Annotated in this window: 23 protein-coding genes; 10 read left to right on the forward strand and 13 right to left on the reverse strand. The window is 70.9% G+C overall.

What is annotated here, in order from left to right:
• Nucleotides 1–61: 61 nt before the first annotated feature.
• Nucleotides 62–487 (reverse strand): hypothetical protein, encoded by a 426-nt coding sequence (locus tag FNH08_RS18595; RefSeq protein ID WP_152772616.1) that lies wholly within the window; start codon nucleotides 485–487, stop codon nucleotides 62–64.
• A gap of 297 nt (nucleotides 488–784) precedes the next feature.
• Here FNH08_RS18595 and FNH08_RS18600 point away from each other — a divergent pair, with 297 nt between their 5' ends.
• On the forward strand, nucleotides 785–1648 hold the full coding sequence (locus tag FNH08_RS18600) for a hypothetical protein (protein WP_152772617.1): 864 nt from the start codon (nucleotides 785–787) through the stop codon (nucleotides 1646–1648).
• Between the two features lie 12 nt (nucleotides 1649–1660).
• Nucleotides 1661–3817: a P-loop NTPase fold protein gene (locus tag FNH08_RS18605; protein WP_194238527.1), complete on the forward strand. Its 2157-nt coding sequence runs from the start codon at nucleotides 1661–1663 to the stop codon at nucleotides 3815–3817.
• Between the two features lie 19 nt (nucleotides 3818–3836).
• Here FNH08_RS18605 and FNH08_RS18610 read toward each other — a convergent pair whose 3' ends face one another.
• The 6 genes from FNH08_RS18610 to FNH08_RS18635 form a co-directional block, all read right to left on the reverse strand.
• Nucleotides 3837–5450 (reverse strand): serine/threonine-protein kinase, encoded by a 1614-nt coding sequence (locus FNH08_RS18610; protein ID WP_152772631.1) that lies wholly within the window; start codon nucleotides 5448–5450, stop codon nucleotides 3837–3839.
• A gap of 55 nt (nucleotides 5451–5505) precedes the next feature.
• A complete protein-coding gene (locus FNH08_RS18615; RefSeq protein WP_228034210.1) occupies nucleotides 5506–5898 on the reverse strand; it encodes a PIN domain-containing protein in 393 nt (130 codons plus the stop codon).
• The gene (locus tag FNH08_RS18620) at nucleotides 5895–6176 is read right to left on the reverse strand and encodes an Arc family DNA-binding protein (protein WP_152772619.1); all 282 of its coding nucleotides are present in this window, start codon (nucleotides 6174–6176) and stop codon (nucleotides 5895–5897) included. Before FNH08_RS18620 ends, FNH08_RS18615 begins: the two co-directional genes overlap by 4 nt.
• A gap of 85 nt (nucleotides 6177–6261) precedes the next feature.
• Nucleotides 6262–7059, reverse strand: coding sequence for a sugar phosphate isomerase/epimerase family protein (locus FNH08_RS18625; RefSeq protein ID WP_152772633.1), 798 nt, complete (start codon nucleotides 7057–7059; stop codon nucleotides 6262–6264).
• Nucleotides 7060–7112: 53 nt separating this feature from the next.
• Nucleotides 7113–8267, reverse strand: coding sequence for a dihydrodipicolinate synthase family protein (locus FNH08_RS18630; RefSeq protein WP_322724793.1), 1155 nt, complete (start codon nucleotides 8265–8267; stop codon nucleotides 7113–7115).
• On the reverse strand, nucleotides 8264–9415 hold the full coding sequence (locus FNH08_RS18635) for a Gfo/Idh/MocA family protein (protein WP_322724795.1): 1152 nt from the start codon (nucleotides 9413–9415) through the stop codon (nucleotides 8264–8266). The genes FNH08_RS18630 and FNH08_RS18635 overlap by 4 nt, the downstream gene beginning before the upstream one ends.
• A 401-nt stretch (nucleotides 9416–9816) precedes the next feature.
• On the opposite strand from FNH08_RS18635, the gene FNH08_RS18640 reads away from it, so the two are divergent.
• Nucleotides 9817–10857 carry a LacI family DNA-binding transcriptional regulator gene (locus tag FNH08_RS18640; protein WP_152772621.1) on the forward strand — a complete coding sequence of 347 codons (1041 nt, stop codon included), beginning with the start codon at nucleotides 9817–9819 and terminating at the stop codon, nucleotides 10855–10857.
• Between the two features lie 169 nt (nucleotides 10858–11026).
• Here the strand turns inward: FNH08_RS18640 and FNH08_RS18645 are convergent, their stop codons facing one another.
• The 4 genes from FNH08_RS18645 to FNH08_RS18660 form a co-directional block, all read right to left on the reverse strand.
• Nucleotides 11027–11140, reverse strand: a complete 114-nt coding sequence (locus tag FNH08_RS18645; RefSeq protein ID WP_407704405.1) for a hypothetical protein — start codon at nucleotides 11138–11140, stop codon at nucleotides 11027–11029.
• 66 nt (nucleotides 11141–11206) lie between these two features.
• Nucleotides 11207–11821: a VOC family protein gene (locus FNH08_RS54005; protein ID WP_407704406.1), complete on the reverse strand. Its 615-nt coding sequence runs from the start codon at nucleotides 11819–11821 to the stop codon at nucleotides 11207–11209.
• Entirely contained in the window at nucleotides 11818–12318 is a 501-nt protein-coding gene (locus FNH08_RS18655) for a cupin domain-containing protein (protein WP_228034211.1), read from the reverse strand. The genes FNH08_RS54005 and FNH08_RS18655 overlap by 4 nt, the downstream gene beginning before the upstream one ends.
• 94 nt (nucleotides 12319–12412) lie before the next feature.
• Complete coding sequence (locus FNH08_RS18660) at nucleotides 12413–13711, reverse strand: MFS transporter (RefSeq protein WP_152772623.1); 1299 nt, start codon at nucleotides 13709–13711, stop codon at nucleotides 12413–12415.
• A 150-nt stretch (nucleotides 13712–13861) separates the two neighbouring features.
• Here FNH08_RS18660 and FNH08_RS18665 point away from each other — a divergent pair, with 150 nt between their 5' ends.
• Entirely contained in the window at nucleotides 13862–14368 is a 507-nt protein-coding gene (locus tag FNH08_RS18665) for a MarR family winged helix-turn-helix transcriptional regulator (RefSeq protein WP_152772624.1), read from the forward strand.
• Nucleotides 14369–14491: 123 nt separating this feature from the next.
• Here the strand turns inward: FNH08_RS18665 and FNH08_RS18670 are convergent, their stop codons facing one another.
• Both FNH08_RS18670 and FNH08_RS18675 read right to left on the reverse strand, forming a co-directional pair.
• Nucleotides 14492–15406: an NmrA family NAD(P)-binding protein gene (locus FNH08_RS18670; RefSeq protein WP_152772625.1), complete on the reverse strand. Its 915-nt coding sequence runs from the start codon at nucleotides 15404–15406 to the stop codon at nucleotides 14492–14494.
• Nucleotides 15406–15810, reverse strand: coding sequence for a nuclear transport factor 2 family protein (locus FNH08_RS18675; protein ID WP_322724797.1), 405 nt, complete (start codon nucleotides 15808–15810; stop codon nucleotides 15406–15408). The genes FNH08_RS18670 and FNH08_RS18675 overlap by 1 nt, the downstream gene beginning before the upstream one ends.
• A gap of 238 nt (nucleotides 15811–16048) precedes the next feature.
• Here FNH08_RS18675 and FNH08_RS18680 point away from each other — a divergent pair, with 238 nt between their 5' ends.
• From FNH08_RS18680 to FNH08_RS18705, 6 genes are all read left to right on the forward strand, one after another.
• Nucleotides 16049–16624, forward strand: coding sequence for a TetR/AcrR family transcriptional regulator (locus tag FNH08_RS18680; RefSeq protein WP_152772626.1), 576 nt, complete (start codon nucleotides 16049–16051; stop codon nucleotides 16622–16624).
• 58 nt (nucleotides 16625–16682) lie between these two features.
• Nucleotides 16683–17384: an alpha/beta fold hydrolase gene (locus FNH08_RS18685; RefSeq protein WP_152772627.1), complete on the forward strand. Its 702-nt coding sequence runs from the start codon at nucleotides 16683–16685 to the stop codon at nucleotides 17382–17384.
• Between the two features lie 343 nt (nucleotides 17385–17727).
• Nucleotides 17728–18474 carry a GNAT family N-acetyltransferase gene (locus FNH08_RS18690; protein ID WP_152772628.1) on the forward strand — a complete coding sequence of 249 codons (747 nt, stop codon included), beginning with the start codon at nucleotides 17728–17730 and terminating at the stop codon, nucleotides 18472–18474.
• Between the two features lie 181 nt (nucleotides 18475–18655).
• Nucleotides 18656–19594 carry a bifunctional helix-turn-helix transcriptional regulator/GNAT family N-acetyltransferase gene (locus FNH08_RS18695; protein ID WP_152772629.1) on the forward strand — a complete coding sequence of 313 codons (939 nt, stop codon included), beginning with the start codon at nucleotides 18656–18658 and terminating at the stop codon, nucleotides 19592–19594.
• 415 nt (nucleotides 19595–20009) lie between these two features.
• The gene (locus FNH08_RS18700) at nucleotides 20010–20807 is read left to right on the forward strand and encodes a sugar phosphate isomerase/epimerase family protein (protein ID WP_322724798.1); all 798 of its coding nucleotides are present in this window, start codon (nucleotides 20010–20012) and stop codon (nucleotides 20805–20807) included.
• Nucleotides 20808–20998: 191 nt separating this feature from the next.
• The coding region (locus tag FNH08_RS18705) for an MHYT domain-containing protein (RefSeq protein WP_322724799.1) at nucleotides 20999–21632 on the forward strand (634 nt) is incomplete at its 3' end.

Consider the following 21632-nt stretch of genomic DNA (forward strand, 5'->3'; position numbering starts at 1 on the left):
CAGTACCCCCACCTCACCCTCTCCCCCACCGCCTGGACCGACTTCATCGCCTCCGAGGCGATCATTCAGGATGGATGTCCGCGCTGACGATCGCGCCGTCCCGAACGGTGTAGGTGCCGGTGAAGAGGCGGTGAGAACCGTCCGTCTGTGTCGCGTCGAGGTCCACCTCGACCGTCTCGCCGGTTACGGAGATGACGGTCACGTCGTCGTGGGCGGTGGTCGCGAACGAGTCCACGAAGTCGTCGTACGTACCCCTGGCGATGTTCTTTCCGCCGAGCGCCCAGGCAGCCACGTAGTCGCCGTCGTTGATGGCGCTGAAGTAGGCCTCCACCACCGCGAAGGGCTCGGGATCGGCCTGCCTGGGCACACTCGCCGACGCGGCCGCAGCCGTGGATACAACGGGTGCCGGAGATGTCCTGTCCGTTAGCGGAGCGAGTGCACCGGTGGCCAGAATCGCGACGGCCAGCGCTGCGGCAGGATGCGTCATGATGGACTCCCCCGTCCATCTCGGGTGCCTACAGCCCCAGCGTGCGGCGGAATCCGTCGGCACGCATCTCAGCACTCGGCACGCATCTCAGCAGTCTGCGCACCACGAGTAACGGATCAGTTTCGGTCAGCGCATCCCGGCATCGGGGTAGATACCCGGTGGAACACTCAGCTCGTGGGGCGTACTGCTGGTGACGGGGATGTTCCGGCGCCGAACGAGGGGGATCTGGCGGCTGCCGTGACATGGTCCGGTAGCCGGCGGAAGCTGCTTCGGGCGGGTGCTGGAGCTGTCGGGGGGATGGCCGCGGTCTCTCTCCACTACGGCGAGAACGCACTGCGGCGCAGCCAGGAGGGAACGGGCGCGGCAAAGCCCCACGACCTCGTCACAAGCTGGACCGAGGACACGACCAACCCGGCCGAGTACGCGCTCCCGAAACCGCTGGACCTGTCCGCGGCCGAGGTCGCGAAGATTCCGGTCCCGGGAACCTCGGAGTATCCCACCTTCGTCGGCCTCGGCAACGGTGCCCGGTTGTGGTCCACAAGACATCAAGTCGCGGTGCGTGCGCGGGACGCGGTGGTCATGGTCACCGGTATCACCGCCAAGGTCACCGCGAGAACGGCGCCCTTGAACGGCACCCTTTTCTGGCCTTACCCGAGTGATGAGTACCGTTCGCAGACCCTCCGCAGTGCCCCGCTGGGGTCGGCCCACCCGGCGTCGGATTCTTCCTCCGGCAGCCGGGAGAATTCGCCGTCGACCACATTCGTGCCGGTCGGAGAGGTGACCCCGCTCTATCTCGGGGTCGACCTGGACAGCGGGTCCCCTGCAGTCAAGGAGTTCGACACGGAGGATTACCGCCTCAAGGGCCGTCCCTATTTCGCAGAGCGCCCACTCACGGTGAAGCCCGGAGAGTTCAGCTGGCTCGTCCTGATCGCCACGGCCACCAAAGCCCACTACCGGCTGCGGTGGGTCCTGGAGTACGTCGCCCAGGGCGAGAAGCGAAGGATCGAAGCCAATTCCTTCGCCGTCACCCCGGGCGCCGGCCGAGGGGCCAATCAATCACGGCCGGTCTTCTCGGCCTACAAGAGGCTCTTCGTCATGGACTACAACTCCAAGAAGCCACGCTGGCGTTCGCAGGACCCCCTTCGCTACGAGGGCGGGTGAGGAGGCATGGCCATGGGCCGCAGGCAACGCGTGCCCTTCGCGGGCACACCCGACGGCATCCACCCTCCTCTCCTGCGCTCCGTGACGGACGAGGCGCTGGCCTCCCCGGAGATCCAGGAAGCCCTGCTCCGGTCCCGTATCGCACCTGACGAGGCCCGCAACGCCGTCCTGAACAGCGAGCCGGAACTCTTCGGCCAGGCCGCGCCGGGCTATCACGACTACGTGGGGGCGACCGCACGCAGAGTCGAAGCGCTGGCCAAGGCGGACATGCTCACGCTGGGGACGGTGGGCTTCCTCGTCGTGTACGCGATCGTCAAACACAACAGCCTTCTCACGAGCCCTCAGTGGCTGTTGGTCGCCGTCATGGCCCTCTTCCTCGCGACCCGGCTGCGCAGGACGAGAACCCCCCTCGTCCGACGGGCGACCGAACAGGCACGAGGTGCGGGTCAGCGCTGGCGGGACTCGCTTCGGGACGACGCCGTCCTGCCGTTCCTGCGCGCCTGGATCACCGAGGCCACACGGTCCGACCTCTTCAGCACACAACTGGACCCCCGGACCGCACCCGGACTCATCGAACGGTCGGAGCCGAAACACCTCGTCGCCACGGCGGCCATGACCGATGTCGCCCAGATCACCGGCACCACAGCTGCGGGCAGCATCGGAGTGAGCGGCCCGCGCGGTTCCGGGAAGACCACACTGATCAAGTCGTTCTGCGCCCGGGACTACCAGCAGACGTCTTCCGTGCCCGAGCTGAGGGTGATGCTCTCCGCGCCCGTCAACTACCAGGGCCACGCCTTCATCGTCCACCTGTTCGTGCAGTTGTGCCATGCCGTGCTGCGAAGCCAGGCGGCGCAGACGGACATCCCGTTCTGGCGCGGGTTCGATGTCAGACGGCTGGTGCGCCTGTTCGTCGGGGTCTCCCTGTGCCTTCTGGGAGTGACGGCGCTGTGGGAGACGCTGAGCGCGCCCGCCGGCCGTTCCCTGTCGCTCGATTCCACTCTGCTGATCGGCATCTGCGTGCTCGGTCTGTCCGGAATCGCGGGCGGACTGGTGCTCCTCAGCAGCCACGCCCGGCCGCCGACCGCCGACATCACCCCTCGCGTGACGGCCTCGATGGCGGAGCGGACCCGGCAGCAGTTGCGCCGGCTCCAGTTCGTGCGGACCTCCTCCACCGTGTCGACCGCTGTGGTGAAGATCAGCGCACCCCTCGGCGCGGACCTCGGGGGCACGTACTCCGACCAGTTGGCGGAGAACCAGCTGACCCTGCCCGAACTCGTGGAGCAGTACCAGGACTACGCCGCCGAAGTCGCCCACTGGTGGCGCGCACACCATGGGGGAACCGGCCGTCTGTTCATCGGAATCGACGAGGTCGACAGGATCGTCGAACCGGACGGCGCCCAGCAGTTCCTCAACGAGGTCAAAGCGGTGTTCGATGTTCCGCACTGCTTCTACCTGGTGTCGATCAGCGAAGAGGCACTGGCCGCCTTCGAGCGGAGAGCGGTGGCCACGAGGACGACCTTTGACACCGCGTTCGACGAAGTGGTGAGGGTCGACTACCTCGGCTACGAAGCGTCGGTCGCGCTGCTCTCACGACGCGTGGCCGGGCTGCCGCGTCCCTTCATCGCCCTGTGTCACAGCTTCTCGGGCGGCCTGCCACGGGAACTGGTGCGCAGCGCCCGGACCATCGTCGAGTTCTCGCAGCAGGGCGCGGACGGCAGCGTACGGTCGCTCGCCCGAGCCCTGGTGACCGAGGAGATCCAGACCCTCAAGCGGGGCCATCTCACGCGCGTCAGCGGCAGGAACCCCCGGCAGGCGGACTCCCTGACCATGCGCCTGTACGACCCGGCCTGGCCGGAGGCCACTCCGGAGGGCCTCCTGCGGGCCGCCGGCACCGAACTCGCCTGGGGAGCCCAGCTTTCCGGCGACGACATCCTCGATCTGCTGGCGCTGGAGCTGGCGAGCGTCTTCTGCTTCCACGCCACCCTCCTGGAGATCTTCGAGGACCCCCGGCTCCCCGACCGGCTGCGCGACCCCGAGAGCACCGAGGCCGGCTTCGTCAATCAACTCGCCCGGGTACGCAGCCTCATGCCCGCCAACCGTCCCCTCTCCATGCAGCTGATCAACCAGCTGCGCCGGGACGAAGGGCTGCGGGAGATCGCCATCGTGTGACTGTCGGCAGCCTGGACGCTCACTGCTCGGCCGGCCGCACATCCTCCACCTTGCCCTGGGTGTCGGCCTCCAGGTAGCCGCTCTCGCCGAACTCGTTGCTGAGATAGACCTTCATGCCGACGGGGGTGTCGAAGATGCTGTTCGGCTGCCGCATCGTCAGGTAGCGGCTCGTCGGGTCCTCGACCTTCAGTTCCTTGTCCGCCCGGGCGAACAGGGCGGGCACGGCATCCCACCGGAAGTTCTTCACGGTCACCGGTTTGTTGCTGTCGCGGAGAGTGTCTTTGAGGAGGCCCTCCTCCGCTCCGGTGTCGGGACGGTAGGTGTAGCTGATGTACCGGGTCTGGCTGCCGTTGACCATCATGTCGGCCTGGGCGTGGTCCGGATAGATGGTGAAGTCAACGAAGCGGTCGGTTCCCGATGTCTTCTCGAAGGCCGCGATCACGGTCCGGATGTTCTTCGGCGTGAGCAGGGTGCCGGACGCGGCTGTCGAGGGGCTCGCGGTCGAGCCCGTGGGACTGGGGCTCTCCTGCTGTGTCTTCTGATCCTTCCCGGTGGACGCCTGGACGTCGCCGCCGTTGTCGCCGTTGTCGCCGTTGTCGCCGGGCAGGCCGGTCCACCAGATCAGTCCGCCTGTCAGCACGGCACTGGCCGCGACTGAGGCGACCGCGATGCGGCGCGGGCGCCTCGACGCGCGGGTCCGTGGCCCGGAGGGGACGTGCGTCGGAGGTTGCGGGACGGGGACCGCGTCCTGCGGCGGGGCCAGCGGGTAGGACGTCGGTTCGGGGTCGTCGGCCGTCTCCGCCGCCGCGGCCAGCATCCGGTCGACGGTCTCGGCGTCGGGGCGCGCCGCGGGGTCCCGTGTCAGCACACGATGCAGCACGGGGGTCAGGGAACCGGCCCGCACGGGAGGCGGTACGTCCTCGTGGAGTACGGCGGCCAGTGTGGCCAGCGTCGTTCCCCGGCGCAGGGGATGGTGGCCCTCGACGGCCACGTACAGCATCATCCCCAGCGACCACAGGTCGGCCGCGGGTCCGCCGGGGTCGCCGGAGACGCGTTCCGGGGCCATGTAGTCGGCGGTGCCGATGATCGACCCGGTGGCGGTCAGGGCGGTGGCCTCGCGGATCGCCGCGATGCCGAAGTCCGTGAGCACGGGGCGGCCGTCGGTGCGGAGCAGGACGTTGGCGGGTTTCACGTCCCGGTGCTCGACGCCCGCGGTGTGGGCGGCGCGCAGGGCGTCGAGCACGCCTCTGCCGACGCGGGCGGCTTCTGCGGCGGTCATCGGTCCGCGAGCCAGCCGGTCGGCGAGCGAACCGCCTTCGACCAGTTCCATGACGAGCCACGGGTACGTGCCCTCGCCGCCGTCCACGATGTGGTGGATCGTCACGACGTTCGGGTGCTCGACCCTGGCGAGGGCCCTGGCCTCGCGCAGGACCCGTTCGCGCAGCATCCGGGCCGTACCGGGGTCGTACTCGGCGAGGTCCGGGTCGGCCGGCCGGACCTCCTTCACGGCCACGTAGCGGTGCAGCAGCAGGTCGCGGGCGCGCCACACCGTGCCCATTCCCCCGCCACCGAGCCGCGACTCCAGCTCGAAACGTCCGTCGACGACCCGTCTGTCGCTCTCCCCGCCGTTCATGGCGAGGAGCATAGCCATCAGTCGAGTTCAGGCCATCCCGGGGCGGCATCAAGCCTCAGCGGTTCAGGTCCATGACCCCGACACCAAGCCCTTCGTACGGTTCTGGTGCGACGGTGGCGATCAGCCCTCCCACGGGAAGCATCTGGTTCGGCGTTGCGGCGTGCACCGCGGCCGAGACACCGAACGCGACACCCCTGCCCCCCAGCTCCGCGACGGTCACGGCCATCGCGTAGTCGTCGTCGAGGACATGCAGGGCGTCCACCAGCACACCTACGTGGTCGACGATCCCCGTGCGCTCGCGCTCGGCCTCCAGGAGACACAGGACGGGCACCCAGAGGCGCACGTCGTCACTCGCTGCGGCGGCGTGAATGAGGCCGGAGACCTGCTTGTTGCCGCCCATCGCCACGAGAGTGGGAGTGTCGAGGACGTAATGCTCGGTCTGACTCAACGGGAGTCCTCCGCCTCAACGAGGGCGGCCCTGTGAGCGGCCGTGGCCTCCCGCATCTTGCGCCGCATCTCGGCGGACTCCTCGTCCGACACGTAGTACCCGAAGCGCTCGGTGAGCAGGGCACGGGTGCGGTCGGCCCTTTCCTTGATCTGTTCGGGAGTCAGCGTCTGAGCTGCTATGTCCTGCATGAGCGCACGGAGACTGGTACCCCGGGCCTCGGCCACGGCGGCGAGCTGGTCACGGACTTCGGCGGGTACGCGGATCATGACGTCGGACATGAAGCGAGTATACGTGACGTATACGTCACCGCGTATACGTCACGTATACGTTGCTCCGTGCCCGCCCGTGGGAGTACTCGGAGTGCTACGCCGCGTGCTCCACGAACCGCGCCGCCGTCTCCGTGAGGACCTCGCGGCCGTCGCGGGCCCACAGGCCGTCGTTGAAGAGCTCCACCTCGATGGGGCCGGTGTAGCCGGCGGCCTCGACGTAGGACTTCCACTCCCTCATGTCGATCGCGCCGTCGCCGATCTGGCCCCGGCCGTTCAGCACGCCCTCGGGCAACGGGGTGGTCCAGTCGGCGAGTTGGAAGGTGTGGATGCGGCCGCCCGCACCCGCGCGGGCGATCTGGGCGGGCGCGCTGTCGTCCCACCAGATGTGGTACGTGTCCACGGTGACGCCCACCTGGTCCGCCGGGAAGCGCTCCGCGATGTCCAGGGCCTGGGCCAGGGTGGACACCACGCAGCGGTCCGAGGCGTACATGGGGTGCAGCGGCTCGATGGCCAGACGGACGCCACGGGTGGCGGCGTACGGGCCCAGCTCGGCCAGCGCGTCCGCGATGCGTTCGCGGGCGGCATGCAGGTCCTTGGAACCGGACGGCAGGCCGCCGGAAACCAGGACCAGCGTGTCCGTGCCGAGCGTGGCGGCCTCGTCGACGGCCCGGCGGTTGTCGTCCAGGGCCCTGGCGCGCTCGTCCGGGTCGATCGCCGTGAAGAAGCCGCCCCGGCACAGGGTCGTGACCGCGAGGCCCGCGTCCCGGACCAGTTTCGCCGTCGCCTCCAGGCCGTACGACTGGACCGGCTCACGCCACAGGCCGACGCCCGGGACGCCCAGCTCGACGCACGCCTCGACCAGTTCGGGCAGGGACAGCTGCTTCACCGTCATCTGGTTGATGGAGAAGCGGGACAGGTCGCCGGTCGTGGTTTTGGTCTCCGCGCTCACTGGGTCACCCCGTACATCGCCAGCAGGTTCTTCATCCGGGCCTCCGCCAGCGCCGGGTCCGGGAACAGGCCCAGGCCGTCGGCCAGTTCGTACGCCCTCGCGAAGTGCGGGAGGGAGCGGGCCGACTGCAGGCCGCCGACCATCGTGAAGTGCGACTGGTGGCCCGCCAGCCAGGCGAGGAAGACGACACCCGTCTTGTAGAAGCGGGTCGGCGTCTGGAAGAGGTGGCGGGACAGCTCGACCGTCGGGTCGAGGAGCTCGCGGAAACCCTTCACGTCACCCGTGTCCAGGACGCGGACCGCCTCGGCCGCCAGCGGGCCCAGCGGGTCGAAGATGCCGAGCAGGGCGTGGCTGAAGCCCTGGTCGTCGCCCGCGATCAGCTCGGGGTAGTTGAAGTCGTCGCCGGTGTAGCAGCGGACGCCGTCGGGCAGGCGGCGGCGCAGGTCGATCTCCCGCTGGGCGTCCAGGAGGGAGACCTTGATGCCGTCCACCTTGTCCGGGTGCGCCGCGATCACGTCCAGGAACGTGTCCGTGGCCGTGTCCAGGTCCGACGAGCCCCAGTAGCCCTCCAGCGCCGGGTCGAACATCGGGCCGAGCCAGTGCAGGACGACCGGCTCGGAGGACTGGCGCAGCAGGTGGCCGTAGATGTCGAGGTAGTCCTCGGGGCCCTTCGCGGCGGCGGCCAGCGCGCGGGAGGCCATCAGGATCGCCTGGGCGCCCGACTCCTCGACGACTGCCAGCTGCTCCTCGTACGCCTTGCGGATCTCCTCGACGGAGGCCGGGCCGGTGAGCTGGTCGGTGCCGACCCCGCAGGCGATCCGGCCGCCGGCCGTCTTCGCCTCGGCGGCGCTGCGGCGGATCAGTTCCGCCGCGCCCGCCCAGTCCAGGCCCATCCCGCGCTGGGCGGTGTCCATGGCCTCGGCGACACCCAGCCCGTGCGACCACAGGTGGCGGCGGAAGGCGAGGGTCGCGTCCCAGTCGACGGCCGCGGGCGAGTCGGGGGACACGTCGGCGTACGGGTCGGCCACGACGTGCGCGGCGGAGAAGACCGTACGGGAGGCGAGGGGTGCGCCCGTGGTGAGGGCGAGGGGTTCCGTGCGCGGGGTGTAGGACCTCAACACCCCGTCGGCACCGGGCAGTTGGATCGTCACAGCGAGATCTCCGGTACGTCGAGACGGCGGCCCTCGGCCGAGGACTTCAGGCCCAGCTCGGCGAGCTGGACGCCGCGGGCGCCGGCCAGCAGGTCCCAGTGGTAGTCCGCGTCGGCGTACACGTGCTTGAGGAACAGCTCCCACTGCGCCTTGAAGCCGTTGTCGAACTCGTCGTTGTCCGGGACCTCCTGCCACTGGTCGCGGAAGGAGTAGGTGGCCGGGATGTCCGGGTTCCACACGGGCTTGGGCGTGGCGCTGCGGTGCTGGACGCGGCAGTTGCGCAGTCCGGCGACCGCCGAGCCCTCCGTGCCGTCCACCTGGAACTCGACCAGCTCGTCGCGGTTGACGCGCACGGCCCAGGAGGAGTTGATCTGGGCGATGGCGCCGCCGTCCAGCTCGAAGACGCCGTACGCGGCGTCGTCGGCCGTGGCGTCGTACGGCTTGTCCTGCTCGTCCCAGCGCTGCGGGATGTGGGTGGCGGTGAGGGCCTGGACCGACTTCACCCGGCCGAAGAGCTCGTGGAGGACGTACTCCCAGTGCGGGAACATGTCGACGACGATGCCGCCGCCGTCCTCCGAGCGGTAGTTCCAGGAGGGGCGCTGCGCGGGCTGCCAGTCACCCTCGAAGACCCAGTAGCCGAACTCGCCGCGGATGGAGAGGATACGGCCGAAGAAGCCGCCGTCGATGAGGCGCTTGAGCTTCAGCAGGCCCGGGAGGAAGAGCTTGTCCTGGACGACGCCGTGCTTGATGCCGGCCGCGTTCGCGAGCCGGGCCAGCTCCAGGGCGCCCTCCAGGCCGGTGGCCGTCGGCTTCTCGGTGTAGATGTGCTTGCCGGCGGCGATCGCCTTCTTGATCGCCTCCTCGCGGGCCGAGGTGACCTGGGCGTCGAAGTAGATGTCCACGCTCTCGTCGGCGAGGACCGCGTCCACGTCCGTCGAGACGTGCTCCAGGCCGTGCTGCTCGGCGAGCGCCTTGAGGGCGTGCTCGCGGCGGCCGACGAGGATCGGTTCGGGCCACAGCACGGTGCCGTCGCCCAGGTCGAGACCGCCCTGCTCACGAATGGCCAGGATGGACCGGACGAGGTGCTGGCGGTAGCCCATGCGCCCGGTCACGCCGTTCATGGCGATACGCACCGTCTTGCGTGTCACGTCATTCCCTTCGTACGCGTCGCGCGCCGCGTACGCCCACATCGGAGGTTCCTCCGGATGTTCCATCGATGAGCGTGACAGCAAGCGCTTTCTATGTGATGAGACGCTAGCCTCTGTGCGGCGGATCGGACAAGACCGCGCGGGTGAGAGATGCGCGGTTTCGTGTACGACTTTCCCGTGAGGGGTGTCTGTGAGGCTTCCGGCCGGTTGCCGCGGGGCTCCGGGCGGGATGCGCGGGGGTCGTACGGCAACCGGAGTGGTCGTACCGGGCGTCTGTACGGCTGGTCGCGCGGCGGGTGTACGGGCCGTGGGGTGGGCGTACGGCTTGAAGCGAGGCTGAGGGTGACGTGCGGGTGACCGTACGGCGCTGAAGACGGTACCGGACCGGAGGACGAGGAACGATGACTGTGACCCTGGCGGACGTGGCGGCCCGCGCGCAGGTGTCGCCCGCGACCGTCTCCCGGGTGCTGAACGGGAACTATCCGGTGGCCGCGTCCACCCGTGAGCGCGTGCTGCGGGCCGTGGACGAACTGGACTACGTCCTGAACGGCCCCGCGAGCGCGCTGGCGGCCGCCACCTCCGACCTGGTCGGCATCCTGGTGAACGACATCGCGGACCCCTTCTTCGGGATCATGGCGAGCGCGATCCAGTCCGAGATCGGCGGCCCCGGCGGCCGTGCGGGCGGCGAGCGGCTGGCCGTGGTGTGCAACACGGGCGGCTCCCCGGAGCGCGAGCTGACCTACCTCACGCTCCTCCAGCGCCAGCGCGCCGCCGCGGTCGTCCTCACCGGTGGCGCCGTCGAGGACGCCGCGCACGTGGCGGCCGTCGAGAACAAGGTGCGCAAACTGGCCGACGCGGGCACCCGGGTCGTCCTGTGCGGGCGCCCGCCCTCGCCCGACGCGATCGCGCTCACCTTCGACAACCGCGGCGGCGGCAAGCAGCTCACCGAGCACCTGATCGGGCTCGGCCACCGCCGCCTCGGCTACATCGCGGGCCCCGAGGAGCGCACGACCACCCGCCACCGCCTGGAGGGCCACCGCGACGCGCTGGCCGCCCACGGCATCGAGGACGACCCGAAGCGCACGGTGCACGGCCGCTACGACCGTCAGGCCGGCTACGACGCGACCCTCGAACTCCTGCGCCGCGACCCGTCACTGACGGCGGTGGTGGCGGCCAACGACACCGTCGCGCTGGGCGCCTGCGCCGCACTCCGCGACTCCGGCCTGCGCATCCCCGACGACGTGTCGGTGGCCGGCTTCGACGACCTCCCCTTCGCCGTCGACGCGGTACCGGCCCTGACGACGGTCCGCCTGCCGCTGTCGGAGGCGGGCGCCCGGGCGGGCCGTATCGCGATGGGCCGCGAGGAGCCCCCGCCGGGCGGGATCGCCACGGTGCATGGGGAGTTGATGGTGCGGGGGTCTACGGGGGTGCCGCGGGAGTAGGGCGGCGCACGTCCGCGTCGCGCGATCCCGCGGGCGCACTCCCTGCGGGCCGCACTCCCGCGGGCCGCGCTCCGACTCCCGCACGTCGCACACGCCCACGGGGTCCGGTGCTTCCACGTCCCGGCCCACGCCCCGTGGGCCGGCCCGGCACCATGACCGGACCGCGGGTTCAGGCGGTCCAGTCGCGTGAGCACAGGACGAGCAGGTACCCGTCTGGGTCGGCGACGGTCACGCCGTACTCGTCCCAGTAGGGGTTGTCAGCTGCTCGCTGTGGAGCGTGCATCACGTCGCTTTAGCTCGATCCTGTGATGGTCGGCTTCTGGGCTTGCGGCGCGATGGGCTGGTCGGGCTACGGTAATCGTGCGATCTGGGACGCCGAGTGCGGCGCCAGTGTGCGGGGCCCCGCTCCACCAGCGAGATGGTTCGGGGCCTCCTCGTCACCTTTGGCCGTACCCATATGGCCAGGTCGTGAGGGAGCTGGCCTCCCGGGATCGGACCACGCACAGGATGCGTGTCGCTGCCCCGGGGTTGAGTACGCCGGTAACCTGGGGGCACCTCCCACGCCCTTAAGGCAGTGGGGGAGCGCCCAAGACCGTTCGGGGCGTGCGGCTGAGCAGGACTCACTCCCGCTCAGTCCACAGGAACGGTTGTGCGCGGGGACCCTGGTGCCCCCGTGAGCCTCCAGTCGGTCGACCAACGCGGGGTCGACCGGGGCACCGAGGTAGACGACGAACAGGTCGTCCACGGTCGGGGTGGGTTCGATCGGCCGCTCGGGGTCATGGGTGAGTTCGAAGTGCCAGGCGGCGCCCGGCGGCCCGACCATGAGTAAGTCGTGTTCGCCGGGGGCCCGTTCAGTGGTCCGCCAGATCACCTCCAGTCCGAGACCCGCCACGTAGAAGCGTTCTGCGGCGGCGAGGTCCCTCGAGGGCCGGGCCACGCGGATCCGGGTCGTGGAGTCGATCATGCGGAACCCTCCAGGGCGGCACGCCAGACGGGGCTGTCGACGTAGTGGTTGTCGAAGCGCTCCGAGGACTCGGCGATCTCCTTCGGGTCGGCCTCGCCTCGCATCACCCGGCCGAGCAGGCGCAGGTAGTCGAACCTGCCCATGCCGGGGGTGAAGACGAACAGGACGTCCGCCTCACAGCCCGGGGCAGCCGCGAAGGCGTGCGGGGTGTGGGGCGGGACCGCGAGGAAGTCGCCCTCCTTCAGGACGGTGACTTCGTCGCCCACCAGGACCTGCAGCGCCCCGCTGATCACGAAGAACATTTCCGTGGCCCGAGTGTGGAAGTGGGCCGGCGCCCCTGCCGCGCCCTTGGCGAAGGTGGAGCGGTAGCTGGTGAAGCCACCCGGGGTGCCGTCCGAGTCGGCCAGAAGGGTCATCACACTGCTCGGGTCGGAACAGGTCTCTGCCTCCGCATGGCGGGTCAGCACCGCGGCGGGCGGAATCTCGGTCTCGGACATGGTGGGTGTCTCCTCGTGCATGGTCATGCTCCTGGGATCTTGAGTGGTTTTCATACAGGTGTGCGAGGTGAGGGCGGGCCGGAACCGGGAGTGTTCAGCCGCCCAGCGTGATCAGGGCCGCGATCGCCGGGCCGAAGGCGCCGCCCAGCTGGTAGCAGAGGTTGAACAGGCCGATCGCCGTGGGACGCAGGGCGGTCGGCGCGGCCTGGGTGGCGTACACAGCGAGCGTCGCCTGGCCCGCACTCGTCGCGAGGACGGCCAGGGTCGCGACCAGCAGCAGCAGCGGCGCCCAGGGCGTCAGTACCGCGGTGAGCGGGGCCAGCGCTCCGGCCGTGAGCAGGATCGTCAGGACCCGCGGGCGGCTCATCCGGGCGGAGGCGGCGGCCAGCACCATGGAGAGCGCCGAGCCGGCGAGGAGAGCGACCAGCTGGCCGGTGCCGATCGTGGAGGTCGACCAGCCGGTACGGTCGCCCAGCAGCTGCGGGACGGTGAAGAGCAGCGTGAAGTACGAGGTCGCGAGGGCACAGGCGAGCAGGGCGGAGAGGACGAACGTCCGGGTGCGCAGCAGCGATGCCGGGACGAAGCCCGTGGGCCGGGACCGGATGTGCAGGGCCAGCAGCGCGGCCAGAGCCGAGGAGGCGGCCACCGCCGGGAGCGGGTAGCGCGGGACCAGCACCAGGGCCGTCGCCACCAGGACAAGCAGCGCTGCGCCCCGGCCGTCGAAAGGGGTGCCCCGCCCGCCGCCGGGGGTGCTCTGCCCGCCCTCAGAGGCGCTCTGCCCGCTGCCGGGGGCGCGCTGCCGCGGTGCGGACGGGGTGGCGCGGCGCAGGACCGCCGGCAGGGCGAGGAGCGCGACCGCCCCGACAGCGAGGGACACCCGCCAGGAGGCCACGTCCGCGATCGCCGAGCCGAGCAGCGGCCCGGCCGCGCCCAGCGTCCCGAAACCCGCCGTGATCACGCCCATCCGGCGGACCGAGCCCGCCAGGCTCATCGCCGCGGTGATCAGGCCCGCGCCGCCCGCCGCCTGGGCCGCCCGGCCCGCCATGGCCAGCGGCAGCCAGGGCGCCACGGCGACGACCGCGGTGCCTGCCACGATCAGGACCGCGCTCAGCCGGAGCGTGCCGTCCAGCCCGCGGCGGCGCAGTAAGCCCGCCATCAGCGGGGTGCCGACGGCCATGGCCCAGGCGAAGACCGTGACGAGCCAGGTCGCCGTGGCCGTGCGGACGCCGAGCGAGTCGGCCATGTCCGGGAGGATCAGGACCGGGCCATTGGCGCTCGCGGCGACCGGAGTGGCCAGCAACGCCAGCCACGCGGCGGGGACTTGGCGTGTTTCCTGCGTGGACGCAGGGGGTGGCGGCGTCCGCGCGGCGGGAGGGAGGGCGAGCTCGGGCATCAGGGGTGCTCCTGTCGTTCAGCCTTGATAATCTCAACGTTGAGATAAAAGCAGCACGACTCTCTCAGCGTCAAGTGTCTTAACGTTGAGAAGATGCTCCTTGAGAAAACGTCCATTGAGAAGATGCCCCTTGAGAGGAGCAGTGGAGAGATGAGCGATGTCGTGGACGCGATCATCGGCCAGTGGACCAAAGAGCGCCCCGACGTGGTGGAGGACCTCTGGCCGGTGGAGCTCTTCGCGCGGATCCAGCGGCTGGCCCGGGTGATCGACAAGTCCGCCAAGGCCGCGGCCGCCGCGCACGGAGTGGAGCACGGCGAGTTCGACGTGCTCACCACGCTGCAGCGCTCCGGACCTCCCTACGCCCTCACCGCCGGCGCCTTCCTGAAGGCGTCCATGGTGACCTCCGGCGCGATCACCAACCGCATCGACAGGATGGAGGCCAAGGGCCTGGTCGAACGGGTGCGCGAAGGCGACGACCGGCGCACCGTCAGGATCCGCCTCACCGAGCACGGACACGAGGTCACCCGGGCCGCCTTCGCCGACCATCTGGCGAACTACGCACAGTTGCTCGCCGACGTGGACCGCGACCTGGTCGAGAAGACCGCCGAGGGCCTCCGGCAAGTGCTGGAGACCCTCGGAGACACGCCCGTCAAGTGACGGCCGTGACACCCCGCCACCCGAAGGCCGTGACACCCCGCCTGCGAGGGCCGTGAAGCCCCGCCCCGCGGAGGCCGCGACACCTCGCCACGCGAAGGCCGTCCGACGGCTGCTTCCCGCGGTTCACCCCCGGACCCGCCAGGCGTCGCGGTGTTCGGCGGCGAACGCGGCGAACGGACGCGGGGGCCGGCCGGTGACCTTCTCGACGGTGGGGCTCGTCCGGTCCTCCGCCCCCTCGGCGATGGCCCTGTCCAGCCCGGCGAGCAGTTCGGCGAACCGGTCGGGAATCCCGGAGGCGGCCAAGTGGCCGCACATCGTCTCGTACGGTACGGGGACGTGTCGTACGGGGCGGCCGGCGACCGTGGAGATCGCGGCGGCGACGTCCGCGTACGACAGCGCCTCGGGGCCGGTGATCAGGTGATCGGTGTTGTGCGCGTGCTCGTCGGCCAGGGCCCGCACGGCCACCTCGGCGATGTCGTCCGCGTCCACGAAGGCGACGCGGCCGTTGCCGGTGGCGGTGGTGATGGTGCCCGTGGCGCGAATCGCGTCGGCGTGGGTGTGGTCGCCGACGAAGTTCTGCATGAACCAGGAGGGCCGCAGCACGGCCCACTCCGGCGCGTGCCGGCGCAACCACCGGTGCACGGCGCCGACGCCCCGGTCCCCCTCCGGGATGGCCGAGGAACTGAGGAGCACCATCCGGTGGACCCCGGCCGCCAGCGCCCGTTCCAGGAACGGCACCATCGCGGCCTCCGGCTCCACGCTGCCCACCGGAGGCACGAGGTAGACACGGCTCACCCCGGTGAGGGCGGCGGCGTGACCCGCCGGGTCGCCCCAGTCGAACCGTACGGCGTCGGCGCGGGCGCCTTCGACCGTGGCCGCGACCGTGCCCGCAGTCGAGGCGAGAGGCCGACGGCTCGCCGCCCGTACCGTCCGGCCGAGCTCCGCCAGGCGCCGGGCGACCCGGGAGCCGGTGTTGCCGGTGGCTCCGGTGACCAGGACGGCGCCGTCCGTCCGCTCTGTCGCGAGGCGGTCCCCCATCACAGCTCCCATCCGAGAATCCGGGCCGCGGCGAGCGGGTTCCAGTAGTCCCGGTAGTGGACGAACCGGCCGTCCCGGACCGTGAGGACGGCGACGTAGGACATCTCGTACGGCTCCCCCGTCGCCACCACCTGCCCCCGGGCCCGCATCTCGACGACGATCACCTCAGGGTCCTCCGTGCGATGCACGACCTCCTCGATGGCGGTCGGGCGGAGCAGTCGCGGATAGTCCGCCATGTACGCGGCCACGGCGGCCCTGCCGTCCAGGCGCTCCGGACCGCCCGGCGGCGCGAACGGGAACTCCATCACTCCGGCCTCGTCCCACAGGCCCACCCAGCCGGGTATGTCCTCGGCCAGCAGGTACTCCACGCTCTTGCGGTAGACGTCTTCCGGTGTCGGTGTCACGGTGCGACGCGCCCCTCTCCTGGGTCGTCCACGGGCTCACGGCCGCACCATGAGCCCACTAGAATGCGGACCGCCAGTCCGCTTAGGATGGAAGCCAATATACGGACCGCCAGTCCGCTTAGCAACGTGACCGAACGCGGCCCGACACGACCGACGCGGCCCGACATGATCCAGACACGACCCGACCTGCCCAAAAACGACCTGCCCCGCCCAGACACGACCGAAGGAGCACACCGCCATGCGCAGGGAACGAGCCGACGCCGCCCGCAACCGCGAGGCGGTCCTCGCCGCCGCGGCCCGCCTGTTCGCCGAGCGCGGCGACCCGGAACGCGTGAGCATGGACGACATCGCCGCCGCGGCCGGCGTCGGCAAGGGCACCCTCTTCCGCCGCTTCGGCGACCGCACGGGCCTGATCCGCGCCCTCATCGAGCAGCGCACCGAGGAGCTGCGCACAGCCGTCGCCGAGGGGCCGCCCCCGCTGGGGCCCGGCGCCCCCGCGCGCGAGCGCGTCCTCGCGCTGCTGGACGCGCTGCTGACCTTCAAGCTGGACCACCGGCCGCTGACCCTCGCCCTGGAGAACGCGGGCGTGGGCAGCCCCTACCGCAACGAGACCTACTCCGTCCTGCACACCCAACTCGCCGCCCTGCTCACCGAAGCGCGCAAACCCCTGTCCGATGACGCCGACTTCCTGGCTCACGCCATGCTCGCCGCCGTCCGCGCCGACCTCGTCGACCACCTCAGCGGCAACGGCATGCCCGAGGAGCGGATGCGCGCGGGGCTGGCCGCGCTGTGCGACGCGGTGATCGAGGCCTGATGCTGTAGGGCGGGGCCGTCACGCGGGCGTCCGGAAGCCGAAATCGAGGGAGGATTCGATGCGGGTGGTGTTCGTCCATGGAGCGTGCGCGCTGGACGCGGACTGGTGGTGGCATCGGATGGTGGAGCCGCTCGCCGCCCTGGGGCTGGACAGCCGCAGCGTGGAACTGCCCAGCTGCGGCGAACGGGCGGGGGCCGGGCCGGGAGCCGACCTGCACGCGGACGCCGACGCGGTACGGGCCGTACTCGACGAGGAGCCCGGACACCCCGCGCTGCTGTGCGGGCACTCCTACGGCGGGATGGTGATCACCGATGCCGCGGCGGGCCGGGACGACGTCGCCCAACTCCTCTATGTCACCGCCGTCGTGCCCGACAGCGGCGAGTCCATCGCCTCGCTGGCAGGCCCGGAACCCGCGCCGTGGGTCGTGCCGCGCGAGGACGGCACGGTCGTACCGAACACGGCGGCCGACCTGCGTGGCGCGTTCCTCCACGACCGCGACGAGGAGGCCACGGAGGGGGCCTTCCGGCGGCTCGGGCCCCAGTCCCAGGCGGCCCTGGCCCAGGCCCCGCGGGGCATCGCCCGGCACGACATCCCCTCGACGTACGTCGTCTGCGCCGAGGACCGCGCCACACCGCCGGTGAGGCAACGGGAGTTCGCGCGCCGGGCGTCCACGGTGATCGACCTGCCGACCGGCCACCACCCGTTCCTGTCCCACCCGGCGTTGCCGGCCGAGGTGATCGGTGGAGTCGTGCCCGGGTGATCGGCGGAGCCGGGCGGCGCCGCCCGTGAAATCCGGTTGCCCCGCGCCTCCTGGAGGTGAGATCGTCCGCTCGGCGTCCAGCACACGGACGCACTCACCCCCTCACTCACGACGCACGGCGAAGGACTGAAGCCAATGATCGCGGCGTCCCCCAGCGGCCGCCGTCGGCACTGAACCGAACCGTCTGCCCCGGCGGCAGCACGGCCACCAGTGCCGTTCGCGTCTCCTCACGGCGGCCCGACGAAGCGGTGCCCGACGCACCGTCACACGTCACGCGCACCGTCACGCGCCCTGTCACGCGTCACGCGCGCCACCACACCATCCACGTGAGGTCACCATCACCATGGACATCGACGTCCAGAGCTTCGCCGTCGCCAACCTCCGCCGCCGTCCCGAAGTCGCCGAGGTCGGCGGTTTCGTCGCGGGATTCGACCCCTCGACCACCAGCCCGTACCTCAACTACGCGAGCCCCCTGCCGGGCGCCCGTCCCAGCCGCCGGGACGTCACGGCGCTGATCGGGGCGTTCCGCGAGCGCGGTCTCGTGCCCCGGCTGGAGTTCGCCCCGGACGGCGCGCCCGCCGCGGAACAGGCCCTGCGGGAGGCGGGGTTCACCACGGAGGCGGTCCACGAATACCTGGTCTGCGTTCCCGCCGCACTGACGACACCGTCGGGCTCCGTGGTCGAGACCCCGGGCACGGACGAGGAGTACGCGTCGATCGACGCCGCGCTCGCCGAGGCGTTCACCGGCGAGTTCGTCTCCTCCCCGGAAGGTGCGGCCCGGCTGCGGCGCGTCCAGGAGAGCGGCGGCGCGGTCCGGTTCGTCCGTGCTCCCGACGGCGGCTGCGCCGGGGCGGCCTCCTGCTCCGCGCCGGCCGTGGGGACGTCGGAACTGGCCGGCGTGGGCACCCGCCCCGCCTTCCGCGGCCGGGGCGTCGCGGCCTCCGTCACGGCGGCGCTGACCGAGGTCATGTTCGCCCGAGGAGCGCGGTCGGTCTGGCTGGAGTACTCGGGCGAGGGCTCCCGCCGGGTCTACGAACGCGTCGGCTACCGGCCGCACGGCACGCGCCTGTACATGACGCTCGGTCAGTGACGGCCGGGCAGTGACGCCCGGAGAGTGACATCCGGCGCGGACGGGGCTGCGCGATGGCCCTGCCCGTCCCCCTTCACCGTCCCCGTCCCCGTCCCTGGACGCCCGGCGGGGTTCGGCCGTACGCTCACCCCACCACATATCTCTGACTGAGTCAGACATCGAGCTCAGGGGGGCGATGATCATGACCGTGCAGGACATCCGCTCGTTCAACCGCTTCTATACGAACGTCATCGGCGCACTGGACTACGGCCGCCAGGTCTACGCGCCGTACACCCTCACCGAGGCACGCGTGCTGTGGGAGCTGGCGCACGCCGCGCGTACCGACGCGGCGGATCTGCGGGCCGAACTGTCGCTGGACTCGGGGTACCTGAGCCGGCTGCTGGCCAGGTTCGAGGAGGACGGGCTGGTCGAGCGGTCGCGGTCGACGACTGATCCGCGACGCCGGCGGGTCACGCTGACCGTGCGCGGGCGCGAGACGGCGGACCTGCTGAACGAGCGGTCCAGCGAGGCGGTGAGCTCGCTGCTGGCCAGGGTCCCGGCGGCGGACCGGCCCCGGCTCGCCGAGGCCATGCGCACGATCCGGACGGTCCTGGCGGAAGGACGGGAGCCCCGCCCCGAGGACGTGACCCTGCGCGAGCCCGCGCCCGGCGACCTGGGCTGGATCATCGAGCGAAACGCCGCCCTCTATTCGGCGGAGTACGGGTTCGACGCGGACTACGAGGGCCTGGTCGCGAAGATCGTCGCGGACTACGCCGAGGACCCCGACCCGCTGCTGGAGCGGACGTGGGTCGCCGAGCTGGACGGGCGACGGGTCGGGTGCGTGATGTGCGTACGGGACGAGAACGACGCGCCGGGAGCGGCCCGGCTGCGACTGCTGCTGGTCGAGCCGGACGCGCGGGGGCTGGGCATAGGCAACCGGCTGGTGGGAGCCTGTGTCGACTTCGCGCGCGAGGTCGGCTACCGCGAGATGGTGCTCTGGACGAACGACTGCCTGGGCTCGGCGCGCAGGATCTACCAGCACCACGGCTTCGAGCTCGTCACCGAGAAGCCCCACCACTCCTTCGGCGTGGACCTCGTGGGCCAGGACTGGCGACTGGACCTGCGCGGCACGGCCGGATGACGGGGGTCGTCCGCCGCATGCCGTGCCGTCCCGCAGGGCACCGTGACTCCAGAGCGAGGTGGACTTCGTCACCTTCTCGGCCGTGAAGCGACCGAGCTTGTGGGCTCAGTCCTTCACACCTCGTCGCGCTCCCGACCGCCCCCTACGATGGGACGGTCACGGGTCGCATCCATCGCATGACGGCCGACCCGCCATGCGATGCGGGACCGGTGACAAGGCCCCACGCCAGGAAAGTCCTGGCGACATCGATCCGGTCGACACCACGTGCAACCGTATCCCCGGCCAGGCCGGTTCGTGCCTTCAAGGGCTCACGGAACGATTGCCCCATACTACTGAAATGACGCGGTGCGACGCACCGAAGCCCGAGATCCATTCCCCCGGGCCCATCAGCCGGGGGCCTGCTGGAAGGAACAAGGTGAAACTGGCCTTCTCCACCCTCGGCGTCCCCGGTCTCCCGCTGACCGACGTGCTGCGACTGGCGGTCGAGCACGGTTACCACGGCGTCGAGTTGCGTACACACCCCGAGGAGCCGGTGCACACCGGACTCGGGGCCGCCGAACGGGCCGACGTGGCCGCCGAGTTCAAGGCGGCGGGCGTGGAGATCCTCGGTCTGGCGGGGTACGCGCGGGTGGCGGCTCCGGGCGACGACGAGCCCGTACTCGCCGAACTCCGCGCGCTCCTCGAACTGGCCCGTGACCTGGGCGCCCCGTACGTCCGTGTCTTCCCCGGAGGCGGTGACCAGGACGCCCCGGAGGCGGACGCGACGGCGGCCCGGCGGCTCGGTACGGCGGCGGAGGACGCCACCGACGCGGGGGTGCGCATCCTGCTGGAGACCCACGACTCGCACCGGACCGGCGCCGACGCGACCCGGGTGCTCGGGCTGGTCGGTCACCGTCAGGTCGGCGCGCTCTGGGACGTCATGCACACCTGGCTGGGCGGCGAGGAGCCGACGGCCTCGTACGCGGCGTTGTCCCCCTTCCTGGGATACGTGCAGGTCAAGGACATCGCCTCGGCCGACGACACCACTCCGCTGCCGCTCGGCGCGGGGGTACTGCCGCTCACCGAGTGCGTGGACCTGCTCGCCCGGGAGGGCTGGGACGGCTGGCTGTGCTGGGAGTACGAGAAGCGGTGGTACGAGGGGGTCGCGCCGTTGCCCGGGCTGCTGGGGGCCGGCCGGGAGCATCTGGGCCGGCTCATGAACGACGCGGCCTGACGGGACGTCGAGTTCCGTCCCATCCGGTACCGCAAGGGAAACGGCGACTCCGGCTGAATCGTGTCCATTACTGACCGGATACGGTACTCGCCAGTACAAAGTTGTTTGGCTACTTGCGGTAACGGATTGCAATACGTGCATGCCACAAGAGACCCTCCCCCGACTGGCACAAACTCGGGGGGACTTGGCACATGCAAGGGACGACTGACGGCTTCAGCTACGGCGCGATCACTCCGGTCGCGGCGTTCATCATGGCGTGCTTAGGCGGCGCCCTGGGGCTGCGCTGTGTGGTCCGGTCCGTGTTCAACGAACGGTCCTGGAAGCCCGGTTGGCTGGCGCTCGGGGCGACGTCGATCGGGTGCGGCATCTGGACCATGCACTTCATCGCCATGATCGGCTTCAGGGTTGAGGAGACCCGGATCCGCTACGACGTGGCGCTGACGGTGCTGAGCCTCGCCGTCGCGGTCGTGGTGGTCGGGATCGGGGTGTTCGCGGTCGGGTACCGCGGGGTCACGGCCCCGACGCTGTTCACCGCGGGAATCGTCACGGGGCTCGGGATCGCCGCCATGCACTACCTGGGTATGGCGGCCATGCAGCTGAACGGCTCGATCAGGTACGAGATGTTCGCCGTCGCCCTCTCGATCGGGATTGCGATCGTGGCCGCGACCGCCGCGCTGTGGGCGGCCGTCTCGATCCGGGGCTTTCTGACGAGCCTGGGGGCCAGTCTGGTCATGGGGGTCGCCGTGTCCGGGATGCACTACACGGGGATGGCGGCCGTGAGTGTGCATCTGCATGGTGCGGGCGGGGGCGCGGGGACCTCGATGG

This window comes from Streptomyces spongiae (assembly GCF_009377185.1).
Taxonomy (GTDB): Bacteria; Actinomycetota; Actinomycetes; order Streptomycetales; family Streptomycetaceae; genus Streptomyces; species Streptomyces spongiae.

Excerpts from the sequence above, each read along its gene's own strand:
- FNH08_RS54005 (WP_407704406.1), bottom strand. The coding sequence starts at position 11,821 with ATGATCGACTCCACGACCCGGATCCGCGTGGCCCGGCCCTCGAGGGAC.
- FNH08_RS18645 (WP_407704405.1), bottom strand. The coding sequence starts at position 11,140 with ATGCACGCTCCACAGCGAGCAGCTGACAACCCCTACTGGGACGAGTAC.
- FNH08_RS18620 (WP_152772619.1), bottom strand. The coding sequence starts at position 6,176 with ATGTCCGACGTCATGATCCGCGTACCCGCCGAAGTCCGTGACCAGCTC.
- FNH08_RS18600 (WP_152772617.1), top strand. The coding sequence starts at position 785 with ATGGCCGCGGTCTCTCTCCACTACGGCGAGAACGCACTGCGGCGCAGC.
- FNH08_RS18670 (WP_152772625.1), bottom strand. The coding sequence starts at position 15,406 with ATGGGGGACCGCCTCGCGACAGAGCGGACGGACGGCGCCGTCCTGGTC.
- FNH08_RS18625 (WP_152772633.1), bottom strand. The coding sequence starts at position 7,059 with ATGACGGTGAAGCAGCTGTCCCTGCCCGAACTGGTCGAGGCGTGCGTC.
- FNH08_RS18610 (WP_152772631.1), bottom strand. The coding sequence starts at position 5,450 with ATGAACGGCGGGGAGAGCGACAGACGGGTCGTCGACGGACGTTTCGAG.
- FNH08_RS18680 (WP_152772626.1), top strand. The coding sequence starts at position 16,049 with ATGCGCAGGGAACGAGCCGACGCCGCCCGCAACCGCGAGGCGGTCCTC.
- FNH08_RS18665 (WP_152772624.1), top strand. The coding sequence starts at position 13,862 with ATGAGCGATGTCGTGGACGCGATCATCGGCCAGTGGACCAAAGAGCGC.
- FNH08_RS18695 (WP_152772629.1), top strand. The coding sequence starts at position 18,656 with ATGACCGTGCAGGACATCCGCTCGTTCAACCGCTTCTATACGAACGTC.
- FNH08_RS18690 (WP_152772628.1), top strand. The coding sequence starts at position 17,728 with ATGGACATCGACGTCCAGAGCTTCGCCGTCGCCAACCTCCGCCGCCGT.
- FNH08_RS18685 (WP_152772627.1), top strand. The coding sequence starts at position 16,683 with ATGCGGGTGGTGTTCGTCCATGGAGCGTGCGCGCTGGACGCGGACTGG.
- FNH08_RS18640 (WP_152772621.1), top strand. The coding sequence starts at position 9,817 with ATGACTGTGACCCTGGCGGACGTGGCGGCCCGCGCGCAGGTGTCGCCC.
- FNH08_RS18655 (WP_228034211.1), bottom strand. The coding sequence starts at position 12,318 with ATGTCCGAGACCGAGATTCCGCCCGCCGCGGTGCTGACCCGCCATGCG.
- FNH08_RS18660 (WP_152772623.1), bottom strand. The coding sequence starts at position 13,711 with ATGCCCGAGCTCGCCCTCCCTCCCGCCGCGCGGACGCCGCCACCCCCT.
- FNH08_RS18595 (WP_152772616.1), bottom strand. The coding sequence starts at position 487 with ATGACGCATCCTGCCGCAGCGCTGGCCGTCGCGATTCTGGCCACCGGT.
- FNH08_RS18605 (WP_194238527.1), top strand. The coding sequence starts at position 1,661 with ATGGGCCGCAGGCAACGCGTGCCCTTCGCGGGCACACCCGACGGCATC.